The sequence below is a fragment of the Saccharopolyspora phatthalungensis genome (assembly GCF_014203395.1).
In the GTDB taxonomy this organism is placed as follows: Bacteria; Actinomycetota; Actinomycetes; order Mycobacteriales; family Pseudonocardiaceae; genus Saccharopolyspora; species Saccharopolyspora phatthalungensis.
The window spans coordinates 3264904-3280802 of sequence record NZ_JACHIW010000001.1 but is presented as its reverse complement, the minus strand read 5'-3'; the positions used below and the strand labels follow the sequence as shown (position 1 = coordinate 3280802).

Annotated in this window: 17 protein-coding genes; 5 read left to right on the top strand and 12 right to left on the bottom strand. The window is 69.1% G+C overall.

Annotated elements, in window-relative coordinates; genetic code table 11:
* Nucleotides 1-10 precede the first annotated feature (10 nt).
* Both BJ970_RS15190 and BJ970_RS15185 read left to right on the top strand, forming a co-directional pair.
* Entirely contained in the window at nucleotides 11-283 is a 273-nt protein-coding gene (locus tag BJ970_RS15190) for a GlsB/YeaQ/YmgE family stress response membrane protein (protein ID WP_184726865.1), read from the top strand.
* 190 nt (nucleotides 284-473) lie between these two features.
* Complete coding sequence (locus BJ970_RS15185; protein ID WP_184726864.1) at nucleotides 474-758, top strand: DUF2631 domain-containing protein; 285 nt, start codon at nucleotides 474-476, stop codon at nucleotides 756-758.
* Between the two features lie 120 nt (nucleotides 759-878).
* On the opposite strand, the gene BJ970_RS15180 is transcribed toward BJ970_RS15185, so the two are convergent.
* The 3 genes from BJ970_RS15180 to rlmN form a co-directional block, all read right to left on the bottom strand.
* Nucleotides 879-2306, bottom strand: a complete 1428-nt coding sequence (locus BJ970_RS15180; protein WP_184726863.1) for an aldehyde dehydrogenase family protein — start codon at nucleotides 2304-2306, stop codon at nucleotides 879-881.
* A gap of 110 nt (nucleotides 2307-2416) precedes the next feature.
* A complete protein-coding gene (locus BJ970_RS15175; protein WP_184726862.1) occupies nucleotides 2417-3877 on the bottom strand; it encodes a PucR family transcriptional regulator in 1461 nt (486 codons plus the stop codon).
* A 460-nt stretch (nucleotides 3878-4337) separates the two neighbouring features.
* The gene (rlmN, locus tag BJ970_RS15170) at nucleotides 4338-5450 is read right to left on the bottom strand and encodes a dual-specificity RNA methyltransferase RlmN (RefSeq protein WP_184726861.1); all 1113 of its coding nucleotides are present in this window, start codon (nucleotides 5448-5450) and stop codon (nucleotides 4338-4340) included.
* A gap of 182 nt (nucleotides 5451-5632) precedes the next feature.
* Here rlmN and BJ970_RS15165 point away from each other — a divergent pair, with 182 nt between their 5' ends.
* Nucleotides 5633-6310, top strand: a complete 678-nt coding sequence (locus BJ970_RS15165) for a metal-dependent transcriptional regulator (RefSeq protein WP_376775121.1) — start codon at nucleotides 5633-5635, stop codon at nucleotides 6308-6310.
* On the opposite strand, the gene BJ970_RS15160 is transcribed toward BJ970_RS15165, so the two are convergent.
* A complete protein-coding gene (locus BJ970_RS15160; RefSeq protein WP_184726859.1) occupies nucleotides 6287-6775 on the bottom strand; it encodes an AAA family ATPase in 489 nt (162 codons plus the stop codon). The genes BJ970_RS15165 and BJ970_RS15160 overlap by 24 nt on opposite strands.
* A 257-nt stretch (nucleotides 6776-7032) precedes the next feature.
* Between BJ970_RS15160 and BJ970_RS15155 the strand changes: the two genes are divergently transcribed.
* Nucleotides 7033-7797 carry a VOC family protein gene (locus BJ970_RS15155; protein WP_184726858.1) on the top strand — a complete coding sequence of 255 codons (765 nt, stop codon included), beginning with the start codon at nucleotides 7033-7035 and terminating at the stop codon, nucleotides 7795-7797.
* A 5-nt stretch (nucleotides 7798-7802) separates the two neighbouring features.
* Here the strand turns inward: BJ970_RS15155 and BJ970_RS15150 are convergent, their stop codons facing one another.
* The 6 genes from BJ970_RS15150 to rpsB all read right to left on the bottom strand — a co-directional run bounded on the left by BJ970_RS15150 (nucleotide 7803) and on the right by rpsB (nucleotide 12870).
* Entirely contained in the window at nucleotides 7803-8534 is a 732-nt protein-coding gene (locus BJ970_RS15150) for a class I SAM-dependent methyltransferase (RefSeq protein ID WP_184726857.1), read from the bottom strand.
* The gene (locus BJ970_RS15145) at nucleotides 8534-9379 is read right to left on the bottom strand and encodes a phosphatidate cytidylyltransferase (RefSeq protein WP_184726856.1); all 846 of its coding nucleotides are present in this window, start codon (nucleotides 9377-9379) and stop codon (nucleotides 8534-8536) included. Before BJ970_RS15145 ends, BJ970_RS15150 begins: the two co-directional genes overlap by 1 nt.
* Before the next feature lie 36 nt (nucleotides 9380-9415).
* Nucleotides 9416-9973, bottom strand: coding sequence for a ribosome recycling factor (frr, locus tag BJ970_RS15140; RefSeq protein ID WP_184726855.1), 558 nt, complete (start codon nucleotides 9971-9973; stop codon nucleotides 9416-9418).
* A 100-nt stretch (nucleotides 9974-10073) separates the two neighbouring features.
* On the bottom strand, nucleotides 10074-10823 hold the full coding sequence (gene pyrH, locus BJ970_RS15135) for a UMP kinase (protein ID WP_184726854.1): 750 nt from the start codon (nucleotides 10821-10823) through the stop codon (nucleotides 10074-10076).
* A gap of 198 nt (nucleotides 10824-11021) precedes the next feature.
* Nucleotides 11022-11837, bottom strand: a complete 816-nt coding sequence (gene tsf, locus BJ970_RS15130) for a translation elongation factor Ts (RefSeq protein WP_184726853.1) — start codon at nucleotides 11835-11837, stop codon at nucleotides 11022-11024.
* 187 nt (nucleotides 11838-12024) lie between these two features.
* The gene (gene rpsB / locus BJ970_RS15125) at nucleotides 12025-12870 is read right to left on the bottom strand and encodes a 30S ribosomal protein S2 (RefSeq protein ID WP_184726852.1); all 846 of its coding nucleotides are present in this window, start codon (nucleotides 12868-12870) and stop codon (nucleotides 12025-12027) included.
* Nucleotides 12871-13277: 407 nt separating this feature from the next.
* Here rpsB and BJ970_RS15120 point away from each other — a divergent pair, with 407 nt between their 5' ends.
* Nucleotides 13278-13874 (top strand): M23 family metallopeptidase, encoded by a 597-nt coding sequence (locus BJ970_RS15120; protein ID WP_184726851.1) that lies wholly within the window; start codon nucleotides 13278-13280, stop codon nucleotides 13872-13874.
* Nucleotides 13875-13920: 46 nt separating this feature from the next.
* On the opposite strand, the gene whiG is transcribed toward BJ970_RS15120, so the two are convergent.
* Both whiG and BJ970_RS15110 read right to left on the bottom strand, forming a co-directional pair.
* On the bottom strand, nucleotides 13921-14871 hold the full coding sequence (gene whiG, locus BJ970_RS15115) for an RNA polymerase sigma factor WhiG (protein ID WP_184726850.1): 951 nt from the start codon (nucleotides 14869-14871) through the stop codon (nucleotides 13921-13923).
* Complete coding sequence (locus BJ970_RS15110; RefSeq protein WP_184726849.1) at nucleotides 14846-15823, bottom strand: tyrosine recombinase XerC; 978 nt, start codon at nucleotides 15821-15823, stop codon at nucleotides 14846-14848. Before BJ970_RS15110 ends, whiG begins: the two co-directional genes overlap by 26 nt.
* Between the last annotated feature and the right edge of the window lie 76 nt (nucleotides 15824-15899).

The window sequence follows — 15899 nt, the reverse complement described above, 5'->3', positions numbered from 1 at the left end:
GAGTACTGCGATGGGCATCATCGGATGGATCGTTCTCGGCCTGATCGTGGGCGCCATTGCGAAGGCGATCATGCCGGGCAAGGACCCGGGCGGGATTCTGGTCACCATGCTGCTGGGCGTGGTCGGCGCGTTCGTCGGCGGGCTGATCGGCAACTGGATCTTCGGCGTCGGTGTCGACCACTTCTGGTCGCTGAGCACCTGGCTGCTGGCGATCGCCGGCTCGGTCCTCGTGCTGGCCGTCTACCGGTTCATCGTCGGCCGGACGCCGGTGGGCGGCCGGTAGTCCCGGTCGGGATTTGCCGGGGGTGTTGCGGAAAACGCTTCCGCAACACCCTTTTCGCTGCTCGTGCGGGACAGGCGGGCGCTCGGGCGCCGATGGCGTGTGCGAGGATGAGTGCCGAGTGAATCGCCGGGTGGCGATCGCGCACCAATGTCTTCCGGCCCGCGCGGCCGGCGTGGCACAGGAGGGGAACGTGGCGAGCACCGAGCTGGAGAAGAAACCCAGCCAGGCCATCGACCCGGCCGAGGAGCCGTCGGTCGAGTGGGGCTGGCACGGCGGTTTCCCGAGGGGCACCCAGTTCATGGGCTGGTTCTCCGTCGTCGCGGTCCTGGCCATGCTGATCGGCAACCACCAGGGCATCCTCAGCGGCGGCACGGGCTTCAAGACCGAGGACGTCTTTCTGATCGGCACGGCCGTGGTGCTGGTTATCGGCCTGCTCGTCGACCTGCGCCGCAGAAAGAACGCCTGGCGCCGCTGACGCCGAAGCAAGCACGAACAACGCCGCCCCGGTCGCCGAGGCGGCGTTTTTCTTGGTGTGCCGATTCTTTTCATTCCGTGCCGGGGTGGCTGCCCGACGGCCCCGTGGGCGGCCACCGGGTCATGGCGTGATGCCGGTGAGAACCGTGACGTGCTCTTCGGTGAGGTCGGTCATCGCGGCGTGCACGCCCTCCCGGCCGACGCCGGATTCCTTGACCCCGCCGTAGGGCATCTGGTCGGCGCGGAAGCTCGGCACGTCGCCGATGACCACGCCGCCCACCTCCAGCTCCGATGACGCCCGGAAGGCCAGCCGCAGGTCGTGGGTGAACACGCCGGCCTGCAGGCCGTAGCGGGAGGCGTTGGCCTTCTCGAAAGCCTCGTCCACCGAGTCGACCGGCGCGATGGTCAGCACCGGGCCGAAGATCTCCTCGCACGAGACCTTCGCATCCTCCGGCGCGTCGACCAGCACCGTCGGCGCGTGCGTCGCGCCCTCGCGGGTGCCGCCGGTGAGCACCCGTGCGCCCGCCGCGACGGCTTCACCGACCCACTGCTCGACCCGTTGCGCGGCTGCCACATCGATCAGCGGCCCGACCTTGGTGGCCGGGTCCTTCGGGTCGCCGGTGCCCTGGGCCTCGACCGCCTTGACCACGCGGGCGGTCAGGTCGTCGTAGATGTCGCGGTGGGCGTAGACGCGCTGCACCGAGATGCACGACTGACCGCCCTGGTACATCGCGAAGGTGGCGATCCGGTCGGCGGCGTAGTCCAGGTCCAACCAGTCCGGGCTGACGATCACCGCGGCGTTGCCGCCGAGTTCCAGCGTCACGTGCTTGCGCGGCACCGAGTCGCGGATGCCCCAGCCGACCGGGCCTGAGCCGGTGAACGACACCACCGGCAGCCGCGGGTCCGTGACCAGCTCGGCAGCCTTTTCGTTGGTGGTGGTCAGTACCGACCAAGACCCGGCGGGCAGCTCGGCCTCGGCCAGGATCTCGCCGAGCAGCAACGCGGACAGCGGGGTTTTCGGCGCGGGCTTGAGCACGATCGGCGCGCCGACGGCCAGCGCCGGGGCGACCTTGTGGGCGACCAGATTGAGCGGGAAGTTGAACGGCGAGATACCGAGCACCGGCCCGCGCGGCACCCGGCGGATCAGTGCCATCCGGCCCGTTGTGCCCGCATCGGTGTCCAGGCGCTGCAACTCGCCCGAGAAACGGCGGGCTTCCTCCGCACCCCAGCGGAAGGTGGAGGCGGCGCGGGCGACCTCGGCGCGCGCCCAGCTGATCGGCTTGCCGTTTTCGGCGGTGATCAGTTGCGCGATCTCCTCGGCCCGCTCGGTGAGACGTCGGCTGACGTGGTCCAGCGCCGCCGCACGAGCGTGGGCTGGCAGCGCGCCGAATTCCCGGCGGACCGCGTGCGCCGCGGCCACGGCTCGCTCCACATCGGAGTCGGTGGCGTAGCAGGTAGTGGCGACAGACGCGCCGTCATAGGGGTTTTGCACCTCGAAGGTCGCGTTGCTGGTGACCCGCTCGCCGGCGACCCAGAATCCGGTGACCATCGGTACCTCCTGTCGATTTCATCCCTGCCGTGACGCTACGAGCGCGCTCGCACATAGTGGAGTGCCAATCTGTCCACTCGTGGCCAGCCCGATGGACGGATCGGCATTCATCACCGCGCGTCGCCGTGGACCTGCAGCGCCAGCCACAGTTCCGCGCGCACGCCGGGCCGGTCGAGGCTCCGCCCGAGCAGTTCCTCCACCTTGCGCACCCGGTTCCGCAAGGTGTGCCGGTGCACGCCCAACCGACTCGCGGCCGGATCCCACTGACCGTGGTTCGCCAACCAGGTCCGCAAGGACTCAAGCAGCACGTCTTGCCCGCGCAATGGCGCGAGAACGGCCTCGGCGAAGGCCTGCGCGTCGGCGCCCGGAACAAGGTTGAGCAGGCCGTACCCGGCGAGGTCGCCGAAGCGCACGACCGTGTCGTTGCGCTTGGCCGCCCGCGCCGCCTGCTGCGCCTGGCGCAGGCCCTCGGCGAGCCCGGCGATATCGCACGGTTCGGACACCCCGATGGCGACGCCGGGCCAGCCGGTGAGCCAGTCCAGCGCGTCGTCCCCGACGAGCCCGACGATGGTGTCGCCGTGTTCGGCCAGGTAGACCGGCGCGCTCGGCTGGTCCGCCGCCAGCCGGGACAACAGCTCGTCCCGGTCGCGGGCACCGGCCAGCACCACGACCCGGAACGGTTCGGGCGGCAACTCCGCGTGCAGGTAGGCGAGCACGTCGTGCACGGATTCGCCGTGCAGCATCAGCGTCAGGAAACCGGCACGCAGTCGACGCCGGGCGGCGGCGAGCGCTTCGACCTGTTCCAGTGCCAGTGTTAACAACGACGCCGCCGAGTTGATCACGTGATGGTCGGTGGTAGCGAACGGCCCGCTGCGGCCGACGACGAGGAAGCCCCGCGCCCGGCCACCCAACGCCTGCATGCTCACTTCCTGGTCGCCGCAGGCGAATCCGGCGGCAACCAGACCGCGCTTCGACCGCACCTTCTTCACCTCCGGCTCGATCTGCGGCAGGCGAGAAGCTGCCGCCGTCGGCGCGCTGTGCAGCAGTCGGCCGCCGCCTGCGTCGAGCAGCAGGACCCAGGCGTCCAGCAGCCTGGAGAGCTTGCGCACCAACGCGGCGACGCCATTGGCGGTGCCTGCTGCCTGCGCTAGTTCGTGTTGAGCCCGGCTGGTGCGGCGCAAGCTCGCGTACTCCTCGGCGGCGATGGCGCGCGAAACCGCCTTGCTGATCGCGATGAACGGGGTCGGCCGGGGCACCGCGAGCAGCGGCAGACCGGCGCATTCGGCGGCCGTCACCAACTCGGCGGGGATCTCCCGGTGGCTCAACCCGACGCCGAATCCGAGCCCCGCGACGCCGACCTCGGTGAGCCGCCGCACCAGCGCCTCGCAGTTCTCGGCGCGCAGGGCCAGCCCGGTGGTCAGCAGCAACTCGCCGCCCTCCAGGAACGGTGCCGGATCCACCAGTTCGCTGGTGTGCACCCACGAGATCGGGCGGTCGAGCGCCTGCTCACCAGCCCGCGTGGTGAGCCCCAGTGCGGCGTCAGCGACCAGGTCGCGCACGGTCAACGACACCGAACCCTCCTGACACTGTGTCGAATCCGGCAATCCGAGTTAACCAGATCGTCCACAGTTTGGAGGGTCGGTGCGCGCCGTTCGGGGGTTGGGACGGCGCGCACCGACCGGATGCGGAGCGAAGCCGGGCCGTCGGCTTCGCCCTGGGTCTGTCGGTTCAGCTCAGCGGGGGCTGCGGGTCATCCCGCCGGAGAAGGTCGGTGGGCCTTCAACTTTCCCGATGCGGCGGCTGGGGACTTGCCGCGGCCGGGCGACCGTCTACTTCGGACAAGGCGAGGCGAGCAGCGGACGAACCCATGCGTTGCACGGCACGGCACCATTGCCTCCCACCTTGATTGACTCCGGTGCGAGGATCATTGGCCACCGGCGGTCGCCGGTCACCCTTTTGTTCATTACGGTCACGGAAATCCCGCCGTCAGCGCGACAATTCCGGACAGAACGGCCTTTCGCCCGGAGAGGATCAGCCTTCGGCGGCGAGTTGTCCGCAGGCCGCGGCGATCTCCTGACCGCGCGTGTCCCGAACGGTGCACGGGACACCTGCTTCGCGAACCCGGCGGACGAATTCGCGCTCCACCGGCTTCGGGCTGGCATCCCACTTGCTACCCGGCGTCGGGTTCAGCGGGATCAGGTTGACGTGCGCGAACGGCCCGAGGTGCCGGTGAAGCAGCTTGCCGAGCAGATCCGCCCGCCACGGCTGGTCGTTGATGTCGCGGATCAGCGCGTACTCGATCGACACCCGCCGCCCGGTGTGGTCGGCGTACCCGCGAGCCGCCTCCAGCACCTCGGCGACCTTCCACCGGTTGTTCACCGGCACCAGCGTGTCGCGCAGCTCGTCGTCCGGCGTGTGCAGCGAGACCGCCAGCGTGACGTGCAGGTTCTCCGCGGTCATCTTCTTGATCGCGGGCACCAGCCCGACCGTCGACACGGTGACCGACCGCTGCGAGAGGCCCAGCCCGTCCGGGGCCGGGTCGCAGATGCGGTGCACGGCGTCGATCACCCGCCGGTAGTTGGCCAACGGCTCGCCCATGCCCATGAACACCACGTTGGAAAGCCGGCCGGGTCCGCCCTGCACCTCGCCGTCGCGCATCGCCGCTGCGGCCGAACGCACCTGGTCGACGATCTCCGCGGTCGACAGGTTGCGCTGCAGCCCGCCCTGCCCGGTGGCGCAGAACGGGCAGGCCATCCCACAGCCGGCCTGGCTCGAAATGCACACCGTGGCCCGGTCCGGGTACCGCATCAGCACGCTTTCCAGCAGCGTGCCGTCGTGCGCGCGCCAGAGCGTCTTGCGGGTCGTGCCATCGTCGGTGTTGAGATGGCGGACCGTGGTCAGCAGCGGCGGCAGCAGGTGCTCGGCGAGCTTCGCGCGGCTGGCCGCCGGGATGTCGGTCATCGACTCCACGTCGGCGTTGAGCCGACCGAAGTAGTGGTGCGCGAGCTGCTTGGCGCGAAACGGCTTCTCCCCCAACTCGGTCACCGTGGCACGCCGTTCGTCGGCGGAGAGGTCGGCGAGGTGCCGTGGCGGCATACCACGGCGCGGGGCGTCGAAGACGAGCGGAAGGGAAGTCGCAGACATAGCGCCGACCAGTGTCCCACGCCCCGGAACGACCTTGGTCGCCGCGGTGCGCCACCGGCGATTTCCATGGAAATCGATGTTCTGCCGGAGCACCATCCCTCGAACCCTGCGCCGTCGGGTGGTGATCAACGGCCGTGCGCCCATCGGCTCGTCGCCGCCCGTATCTTGAAGGTATGACGAGTATGGCCGAGCGCCCCTCGCCGTCCGTCGAGGATTACCTCCGGGCGATCTACGGGCTCAGCGAACGGGGCGTGCCCGTCACCAACGCGACCCTGACCCAGCGGCTCGGTCTGAGCCCGTCCTCGGTGTCCGGGATGATCAACAAACTCGCGCAGCTCGGTCTGGTCACCCACGTCCGCTACCGCAGCGTCGAGCTGACCCCGGAGGGCCGCCGGCTGGCCTACGACGTGCTGCGGCGGCACCGGCTCATCGAGTTGTTCCTGGTCGAGGAGCTCGACTACAGCTGGGACGCGGTGCACCGGGAGGCCGACGCGCTGGAGCACGCGGTCTCCGACGAGTTGGTCGCGCACATCGCCGCCAAGCTCGGCAACCCCACCCACGATCCGCACGGCGACCCGATCCCGACCGCGGAGGGGACCGTGGAGAAGCCGGCGACGCTGCTGCTCGACCAGGTCGAGCCGGGCACGGTCGGCACCATCGCGCGGGTCTGGGACACCGATTCGGAGCTGCTGCGCTACCTCACCGAGCACGGCATGACGCTGGGTTCGCGAATCGAGATCGTCGAACGCAAGCCCTTCGGCGGGCCGCTGGTGGTGCGCATCGGAGAACCGCCGGACGACGAAACCCACTTCGTCGGCGACGAGATCGCGGCGGCGCTATCGATCAGCGTGCACCGGTGAACAACCCGACCCGTCGGTGAGCCGGGAACCGACCGCGCGGGAGGCGACCATCCGCGAAGTCGGCCACTCCAGCGGATCCGCCGGGGGATCATCGCCGTAGACCTGCTCGGTCACCAGCCGACCGTGCAGTTCATCGGTGCGATGCGCGCCCAACACCGCGAGCAGCAGGTCGAACCTGCTGTCGGTGAGCGCGACCGCGACGTAGCAGAACCCGGCGAGGCCGGTGAACACGAGACCGGCCACCCACCACACCGAAACGCCCTGGACCAGGAACATCACCGCAAGGGCGAGCACGAGGCCGGAGGCGAAGGCCACCCCGCGGGCGATCGTCACCTGCTTCAGCAACGAGCGGAATGCCGGGTACTGGTGGCACAGCTGCCGGATGATGCGGGCCCGCTCGCGGCGGTCCAGCTGAGCAAGCCGGCTCAAGCCCGCGGTGACCGGCTGCGCCGCGCGGTTGACCATGGCTGCTCCTGTAACCCTGGTGCGTGCTTCGATCGGGTCCCCTCGCATACGAATACGCACACTGAGTGACCAGTACTAGTCGATCACGAGGAAGGTTCAGTATCAAGGCGTCATTCGGGGGCGTTCCCATTGCGGAAAGGGCACCGAACAGTAACGACGCCGAATCCGAGCTGCGGCTTCGATCCGCCACGCGAGTTTTCCGCGCCGAGGCTACGGTCATCCTGGGGTTATCCGGAGTGCGCTTCGAAGGAGTAGCGATGACCATCGCATTGGGTGCGCCTGCCTGGGTGGATCTAGCCACCCACGACGTCGCCGATGCCAGGGACTTCTACACCGGCTTGTTCGGCTGGCACTGGATCCAGCGCCCGGACTACAACATCGCGTTGAAGGAGCAGAAGCCGGTCGCCGGACTGCTCCTGCCGGAGACCGACGTACCGACCGCCTGGACGCTGTACCTGGAATGCGGTTCGGCCCGCCGCGCGGTGGAACGCATCCGCGCGCTCGGCGGCAAGGTGCTGGTCCCGCCGACGGAAACGCCCGCCGACGAGACGTTCCTGGTCGCCGAGGACCCCTCCGGCGCGATCATCGGCCTGTGGGAGGCGCCGCCCAACGGCACCTTCGGCCGCGATCACGCCGGCATGCTCTGCTGGGCGGAACTGCACACCCGCGACGGTTCGTCGGCCGATCCCTTCTACGCCGAGCTACTCGGCTACCGGCAGGAGCAGATCGGCGAGCCGGGCGACACTTTCGACTACACGGTCTGGTACGTCGATGACCTGCCGACCCTGGGCCGCTTCGAGACCAGCTCGGCGCTGCCCGAGGACGTGCCCGCGCACTGGCAGTTGTACTTCCAGGTCAACCCGGACAACAACACCGACGCCGCGGCGGCGAAGGCGGTGCAGCTGGGCGGCAAGATACTGCGCGAACCGTCGGATTCCCCGCATGGCCGCCTCGCGCTGCTCCAAGACGTCGTGGGCGCCACGTTCTTCATCATCGACACGGCTCAGCGAACCGGCGAATAACCGGCTCAGGCGCGCAGCAGCCCCGTCGGCTTGCGGCGGGTTCGGAGGCGGTAGCCGACCTGGATCGTGCAACCCGGTGTTTCGCGGGCGGCCCGGGTGGCGACCTTCGCGGAGAACTCGATGCCCAGCACCGCTTCGAGCGTTTCCCGGTCGTCGAAGCGCCACAGCGTGTCCACCGAGACGCTGTCGAAGTCGTGGCGCAGGAAGAACGACTCGACGGCCGCCGGATCGATCTGCGGCGCGTCCGCACGCATCCAGTCCCCGTACGGCGGGCGGGACGCGTCGAGGTCGACGATCGCGATCATGCCGCCTGGGCGCAACACCCGCTCCGCCTCGGCCAGGCCGGGTTCGCAGCCGGGACCGAAGAAGTACGCCGTGCGGGCGTGCACTAGGTCGACGCTGGCGTCGGCAAGCGGCAACTGCTGGGCCAGCGCGACCCGGATGTCCGCACCGGGGATTCCGGCCAGTCGGCCACGGGCTCGCTCGGCCAGCGGCGGATGCGGCTCGATACCGATCACCGTGCCGGCCGTAGCGGCGAACAGCGGCAGGTGGAAGCCGTCGCCGCAGCCGATGTCGACCACATCGAGACCGGCCCAATCACAGCGCTTCCGCAGCGCCTGCCAAAGCGCGCCGGTGGAGTCCTGGGCGCGATTCTCGGTTTCGAAGAGCTCCGGCCAGTGCCAGATGTTCGGGCTCGGCGTGACCTGCGGCCGGGCCGGTTTCTGCCAGGTGCGCATCAGGTCGGGATCAGCCAGAAGAGCATCAACCAGGCGACCACCGCCGACGGCAGCAAGGAATCCATTCGATCCATCAGGCCGCCGTGGCCGGGCAGCAGGTTGCCCATGTCCTTGATGCCTAGATCGCGCTTGATCAGCGACTCCATCAGGTCGCCCAGCGTCGCGCTGCACACCAGGGCGGCCCCGAACAGCGCGCCCTGCCACCACTGGCCGTCCAGCATCAGCGTCACCGACAGGATGCCGGCAACGATGCCGACCAGCATCGATCCGCCGAAGCCCTCCCAGGACTTCTTCGGGCTGACCTTCGGCGCCATCGGATGCTTGCCGAACAAGACCCCGAAGGCGTAGCCGCCGGTGTCCGATGCGACGACGCCGATCATGAAGGACAGCGCCCGGAAGGCACCGTCCTCCGGGCGCACCAGCATGGCCGCGAACGCGGCGAATAAGGGCACGTAAGAAGCGGTGAACACCGACGCCGTCACGTCGCGCACATACCCGTCGACGCCGTCCCGGAATCGCCACGCCAGGCACGCCAGCACGGTGATCGCGAACGCGACCAGGATGCCGGGCAGTCCGAAGTGCCAGGACAACCAGATCATCGCCTGCCCGCCCACCAGCACCGGGATCAGCGAAATCCGGATGCCGGCGCCGCGCTTGAGCGCGCTGGCCAGCTCGACGGTGGACACGGCCACCGCGGCGGCGACGATGCCGATGAAGACGAACCGCACCATCAGCAGCGAGAGGATGATCGCGGCACCGAGCACTACCCCGACGCCGATGGCGGCCCGGAGATCTCTTCCAGCCCGGGAAGGACGCGAAGGCGGGTCCGGGCTGTCAGCGGACATTCCGGACTCACCTTCGCACTGGCCGGCCGTCACCACTCAGACCTCTAGCAGTTCTGCTTCCTTGTGCTTGACCAGTTCGTCGATCTGCGCGGTGTAGCGGTGCGTCAGGTTCTCCAGCTCCTTCTCACCACGAGTGCCCTCGTCCTCGCCGGCCTCGCCGTCCTTGACGATCCGGTCGATCTCTTCCTTGACCTTGCGGCGGATGCCACGGATGGTGATCTTGCCTTCCTCGCCCTTGTGCTTGGCGAGCTTGACCATCTCCTTGCGGCGCTCCTCGGTCATCTGCGGGATGGCCACCCGGATGAGCTGGCCGTCGTTGGACGGGTTCACGCCGAGGTCGGAATCGCGGATGGCCTTCTCCATGGCGGCCAGCTGGCTGGCGTCGTAAGGCTTGATGACCACCAGCCTCGCCTCCGGCACGGAGACGCTGGCCAGCTGGTTCAACGGCGTCGGCGAACCGTAGTAGTCGACGACGATGCCGGAGAACATCGCGGGGTTCGCGCGGCCGGTGCGTACGGTGGCCAGGTCGTCCTTGGCCACCTCCACCGCCTTTTGCATCTTCTCCTCGCCTTCGAGAAGAGCTTCGTCGATCACGGCTGCTCCTTAAGTCTGCCGACCGGTGGACATTGCAAGTGTCGCCTGCTGGGCAGCGCGGCCCCAGTCCGGGCCCGCCCCTGATCAGGATCCAGCACCCTCAGGCCGTTGGGGCGGCCGGGGTGCTGACCAGCGTGCCTATCTTGTCGCCGCTGACCGCGCGGGCGATGTTGCCTTCTTCCAGCAGGTTGAACACCAGGATCGGCATGTGGTTGTCCATGCAGAGGCTGAAGGCGGTCGCGTCGGCGACCTTCAGGCCGCGCTCCAGCACCTCGCGATGCGTGATGCTGTCGAACAGCTGTGCGTCCGGGGTGGTCTTCGGGTCGGCGGTGTAGACGCCGTCGACCGCCTTGGCCATCAGCACCACCTCGCAGCCGATCTCCAAGGCCCGCTGCGCCGCGGTGGTGTCGGTGGAGAAGTACGGCATGCCGGTGCCGGCGCCGAAGATGACCACGCGACCCTTCTCCATGTGCCGCATCGCGCGCCGCGGGATGTAGGGCTCGGCGACCTGCCCCATGGTGATCGCGGTCATCACCCGGGTGTCGATGCCGTGCTCGCGCTCCAGAAAGTCCTGCAGCGCCAGGCAGTTCATCACGGTGCCCAGCATCGCCATGTAGTCACCGCGCGCGCGTTCCATACCCCGCTGCTGCAGTTCAGCGCCGCGGAAGAAGTTGCCACCACCGATCACGATGGCCACCTCGACCCCGTCGGCGACGATCTCGGCGATCTGCCGGGCAACCGTGCCGACCACGTCCGGGTCGATCCCGACGCTGCCCCCGCCGAACATTTCGCCGCCCAACTTGAGCAGCACTCGGCTGTAACCGCGCTGTGCTGCGCCGTCGTCGGTCACTGGTTCCTCCCGCGAGGTTCGGAATGGCTTGTCAAGATTGCGCGGATCGGTCCGCCTGCCGACGTCGCGCTCTGCTGCCGCGATCTTGCGAAAGCGCCCCGCCTTGCGAACGAAGGCGGGGCGCTGATGCCGTGCTTCGCGGACACCGGCCGAGCCCGGTGCACCGCGCCCGGTGAGCCGGTGCGGCACCACTACCGGTCAGGCCTGGCCGACCTCGAACCGAACAAAGCCGGTGACGGTCACGCCGGCCTCGTTGAGCAGGGCCTTGACGGTCTTCTTGTTGTCCTGCACGGACGGCTGGTCCAGCAGCGCGTTCTCCTTGAAGAACCCGTTCAGGCGACCCTCGACGATCTTCGGCAGGGCCTGCTCCGGCTTGCCTTCGGCCTTCGCGGTCTCCTCGGCGATGCGCCGCTCGTTGGCGACGATGTCTTCCGGGACGTCGTCGCGGCTAAGGTACTTCGGCTTGAGCGCCGCGACCTGCATGGCGGCGCCGCGCGCGGCTTCCTGGGCCGCGCCGGTGTACTCGACCAGCACCCCGACCGCCGGGGGCAGGTCCGCGGAGCGGCGGTGCAGGTAGGTGGCCACCTCGCCGTCGAACTTGGCGACCCGGCGCAGTTCCAGCTTCTCGCCGATCTTGGCGGACAGCTCCTGGATGACCTCGGCGACGGTCTTGCCGTCCAGCGGGGCCGCCAACGCGGCTTCGAGGTCGGCGGCGCCGGCGGCCTTGACCGCGGCGACGATCTTGTTGGCCAGCTCGATGAACTCGTCGTTCTTGGCGACGAAGTCGGTCTCGCTGTTCAGCTCGATCAGCACGCCGCCGTCGGCGGCGACCAAGCCCTCGGCGGTGGCGCGCTCGGCGCGCTTGCCCACGTCCTTGGCGCCCTTGATGCGCAGGCTCTCGACGGCCTTGTCGAAGTCGCCGTCGGCCTGCTCAAGAGCCTTCTTGCAGTCCATCATGCCGGCGCCGGTCAGCTCGCGAAGACGCTTGACGTCGGCCGCACTGAAGTTCGCCATCGTGCGTTATCCGTCCCTCTTAGTACGCAGCTTCGAAGGTCTTGCAGACATCGGCCGGGCCGCTCCCGTGGCGTTCAACCAGCTCAGCGGGATGCGAACCCGGCCCGGGTGGCACCTGCCAGTGTGCCTGGCGGGTAGCCGGACCGCGCTGCGCGCCCGCCTCGCGGCAGGCGCGCAGCAAGCGGACTCAGGACTGCGCGGCCTGCTCGCCGCCCTCGGCAGCGGCCTGACCGGAGCCCTCAGCGGCGGCCTGACCGGAGCCAGCCAGCAGCTCCTTCTCCCACTCGGCAAGCGGCTCGCCACCGGCCGGCTTCTCCTCACCCTCAGCGGCACCGTTGGTGCGGCCGCTGCGGGCCATCAGGCCCTGAGCGACACCGTCGGCGACCACGCGGGTCAGCAGGGCGGCGGAGCGGATCGCGTCGTCGTTGCCCGGGATCGGGTAGTCGACCTCGTCCGGGTCGCAGTTGGTGTCCAGGATCGCCACGACCGGGATGCCCAGCTTGCGAGCCTCGCCGACGGCGATGTGCTCCTTCTTGGTGTCCACGATCCACACGGCGCTGGGCACCTTGCTCATGTCGCGGATACCGCCGAGGGTCTTCTCGAGCTTGTCCTTCTCGCGGGTCAGCATCAAGATTTCCTTCTTGGTGCGACCCTCGAAGCCCCCGGTCTGCTCCATCGTCTCGAGTTCCTTGAGACGCTGCAGACGCTTGTGGACGGTCTGGAAGTTGGTGAGCATGCCACCCAGCCAACGCTGGTTGACGAACGGCATGCCGACCCGCTGGGCCTGCTCGGCGATCGCTTCCTGCGCCTGCTTCTTGGTGCCGACGAACAGGATGGTCCCGCCGTGCGCGACCGTCTGCTTGACGAAGTCGAACGCCCCGTCGATGTAGGTCAGCGTCTGCTGCAGGTCGATGATGTAGATGCCGTTGCGCTCGGTGAAGATGTAGCGCTTCATCTTCGGGTTCCAGCGCCGGGTCTGATGCCCGAAGTGCACGCCGCTGTCGAGCAGCTGCTTCATGGTGACGACGGCCATGGCCAGATTCGCACCTCTTGGGTCGGGCGCGCCGGTGGCGCGCGATTCGGTTGCCGCGACGGGCCGGGTGGCCCGTCGCCCTGGTACCCGCCCGGCCACCCTCACCCGGGCTCGTTGGCGAGCTCGGGACCGCGAGGGCACCGGCACCCTGCCGGGAGCAGCACCATCCGAAGCGTTCAGCTCGGTACTGTTCCACCTGGTGGCCGACCGCGAAGTCGGGCTACCTGCGCAGGCGTGGCGTGCGGGCACGCGAAGTCGGTCCGTGCGGACACGAAACCGCGCGGATAGTGTACTGGACGCCCCGGCCGACCCGATCGTGGAGTGCGAGTTCTCCACAGCCGCGCGCCTTGTCCACAGATCTGGTTTTCCCCCTGTTCACCTGGGCTGCCGACGGCCACGGTTGGACCATGCGCCTGTTGATCTCCACCGTTCTGGGCTGCGCCGTCACGATCGGATCGGTCGTTTCGGCCGCAGCGCCCGGCACACCGCCTGCGGCGTCGACGCCTGCCCTTCCCCGGCCGGTTCCTGCCGTGTCAACGGCTGCCGCGCCGGTTGTGGTGTCGGTGCCTGCGCCGCGGACGGCGGTCCGGTTCGGCTGGCCGCTGGACCCCACGCCTGCGGTCGCACGGCCGTTCGAGGCCCCGGCACATGCCTTCGGCCCAGGTCATCGGGGTGTCGACCTGGTTGGCGAGGTCGGCCAGGCGGTGTTGGCGGCCGGAGACGGCCTGGTCGTGTACGCGGGCTGGATGGCGGATCGCAACCTGGTGTCGATCGAGCACGCCGGAGGTCTGCGCACCACCTACGAGCCGGTCGCCCCGGTGGTCGCGGTGGGCGATCAGGTCCTCCGCGGGCAACCGATCGGCCACCTGGAGCCCGGCCACCCCGGGTGCACCGCCGAACCACCGGGAGCGTGCCTGCACTGGGGCGCCCGGCGGCGCCTGGACTACCTCGATCCGCTGCGCCTGCTCGGCTTCGGCCGCGTCCGGCTGCTGCCGTGGGACTGACCTCAAGGTCCGCGCGGAATACGCTCCCGTTCCGGCGAAGCGCAGGTCAGTTCTGTTCGGTGAGCTTGGTGCGCAGGCGCAGCACAGCGCGGGTGTGCAGCTGGCAGACGCGGGATTCGGTCACGCCGAGCACCTTGCCGATCTCGGCCAGCGTCAGGTTCTCGAAGTAGTAGAGCGTGACGACGACGCGGTCCCGCTCGCTGAGCCGCTCGACCGCTTCGGCCAGCTGGCGCCGGCTGTCCCGGTCCACCAGGGCTGCCACCGGGTCCTCGGCGCGGTCGTCGGGCAACGTCTCGGCCAGCGACGCCTGCGCCGGTCCGGCTCCGATCAGGTCGTCGAGCGCGATCACGCTGGTCATCTGCAGTTGCGCGAACAACTCTCGCAGCTCGTCGACGGAAAGTTCGAGCTCACGCGCCAGTTCGGCGTCGGTCGCGGTGCGCTGTAGCTTGGCTTCGAGGCGCTCCAGTGCCCGCTCCACGTCGCGGGCCCGGCTGCGCACCGATCTCGGGACCCAGTCCTGGGCCCGCAGGTCGTCGAGGATGGCGCCGCGGATGCGCTGCATCGCGTAGGTCTCGAACTTCAAGCCGCGTTCCGGTTCGAATTTCTCGATCGCGTCGACCAGGCCGAAGATCCCGGACTGGATCAGGTCGGAGACCTCGACGTGCGAGGGCAGCCCCGTGCCGACCCGACCGGCCACGTACTTGACCAGCGGCGCGTAGTGCAGCACCAGCCGATCCCGCAGTTCCTGATCGCGCCGCTGCCCGAACGCCTGCCACAGCGCGACGATGCCGGCCTCGACCTCGTCACCGCTGCGCTGGTCCCCGGCGGCGGGCTCGGCCGTGGCCACGGACAACCCCCGTCGCGAAGTGCGGTCGTCGAAATGGCCGTTGGTCAAGCCGCCTTGGTTACGGGCGGTCACCTGTACCGAGGTCGATCTCGCGGCCGCCGCATTGGCGCCGCCCCCGGCATGGTCAGGAACGGGGGTGAGTTCGGTCATGGATCGCCTTCAGCCGTTCAACGGTCACGTGGGTATAAAGCTGGGTCGTTGCGAGCGTAGCGTGACCAAGCAACTCCTGAACGCTACGGAGGTCCGCACCGCCTTCCAACAAATGGGTCGCAGCCGAGTGCCGCAGTCCGTGCGGTCCGACGTCCGGGGCGCCGGAAACCGCGCCGACCGCGTCGTGCACGCTGCGTCGCACGGCACGCGGGTCGAGACGTCCACCTCGGACACCCAGGAACAGGGCGGCACCGGACGATTCCCGGACGAGTTTCGGCCGACCGTCGGAAAGCCAGCGGCCGAGCGACTGATCCGCCGGTACGCCGAACGGCACAGCACGTTCCTTGTCGCCTTTACCGATCACGCGGATCAGTCGGCGCTCGCGGTCGACGTCGTCGACGTCCAGCCCGCAGAGCTCGGCGACGCGGACCCCAGTGGCATACAGCAGTTCGAGCACCGCGTGATCCCGCAATGCCACCGGATCTCCTTGTTCCGCGCCCATCGCCGACGCCTGCATAGCCGAACCTGCCTGGTCAACGCGCAGCACCGCGGGCAATTTGCGCTGTTTCGACGGCACCGCGAGCCGCGGTCCCGGATCGACCGGCAGCAGCCCGGCACGAAAGGCCCACCCGGTAAAGGTGCGCGCCGACGCGGTCCGCCGCGCGAGCGTCGCCCGGCTCGAACCGTGCGCATGTTGCGCCGACAGCCATTCCCGCAGGACGGAAATGTCCAGCGCAGCAAGGGTTGCCTTGTCCGCCGCGCCTGCCAGGTGGCCCAGCAGCGAGACGACGTCGCCGATGTACCCGCGAACGGTGTGGCCGGATAGGCCGCGTTCCGCGGCGAGGTGCCGCTCGAAGCCGTCGACCGCGACACCGAGCGACTCGGGCAGTTTCGCCCGAGCCGCCCGCAGATCCGGTCTTCGCGATTCGGCGGAACGTGTGCGGCGGGCCATGACTTCGACGCTGTACGTTGCACCGGCATCGGTCAAGCATCGCCACGCCGGAACATGATCACTTGAACGGTGCGGG

What these genes read in the sequence shown, in the direction of transcription:
- BJ970_RS15165 (WP_376775121.1), top strand. Translation starts at nt 5,633, where the DNA reads ATGGCCGAGCGCCCCTCGCCGTCCGTCGAGGATTACCTCCGGGCGATC.
- rpsB (WP_184726852.1), bottom strand. Translation starts at nt 12,870, where the DNA reads ATGGCCGTCGTCACCATGAAGCAGCTGCTCGACAGCGGCGTGCACTTC.
- BJ970_RS15150 (WP_184726857.1), bottom strand. Translation starts at nt 8,534, where the DNA reads ATGCGCACCTGGCAGAAACCGGCCCGGCCGCAGGTCACGCCGAGCCCG.
- BJ970_RS15145 (WP_184726856.1), bottom strand. Translation starts at nt 9,379, where the DNA reads ATGTCCGCTGACAGCCCGGACCCGCCTTCGCGTCCTTCCCGGGCTGGA.
- whiG (WP_184726850.1), bottom strand. Translation starts at nt 14,871, where the DNA reads ATGACCGAACTCACCCCCGTTCCTGACCATGCCGGGGGCGGCGCCAAT.
- tsf (WP_184726853.1), bottom strand. Translation starts at nt 11,837, where the DNA reads ATGGCGAACTTCAGTGCGGCCGACGTCAAGCGTCTTCGCGAGCTGACC.
- BJ970_RS15190 (WP_184726865.1), top strand. Translation starts at nt 11, where the DNA reads ATGGGCATCATCGGATGGATCGTTCTCGGCCTGATCGTGGGCGCCATT.
- BJ970_RS15155 (WP_184726858.1), top strand. Translation starts at nt 7,033, where the DNA reads ATGACCATCGCATTGGGTGCGCCTGCCTGGGTGGATCTAGCCACCCAC.
- BJ970_RS15120 (WP_184726851.1), top strand. Translation starts at nt 13,278, where the DNA reads ATGCGCCTGTTGATCTCCACCGTTCTGGGCTGCGCCGTCACGATCGGA.
- BJ970_RS15110 (WP_184726849.1), bottom strand. Translation starts at nt 15,823, where the DNA reads ATGGCCCGCCGCACACGTTCCGCCGAATCGCGAAGACCGGATCTGCGG.
- BJ970_RS15180 (WP_184726863.1), bottom strand. Translation starts at nt 2,306, where the DNA reads ATGGTCACCGGATTCTGGGTCGCCGGCGAGCGGGTCACCAGCAACGCG.
- rlmN (WP_184726861.1), bottom strand. Translation starts at nt 5,450, where the DNA reads ATGTCTGCGACTTCCCTTCCGCTCGTCTTCGACGCCCCGCGCCGTGGT.
- BJ970_RS15160 (WP_184726859.1), bottom strand. Translation starts at nt 6,775, where the DNA reads ATGGTCAACCGCGCGGCGCAGCCGGTCACCGCGGGCTTGAGCCGGCTT.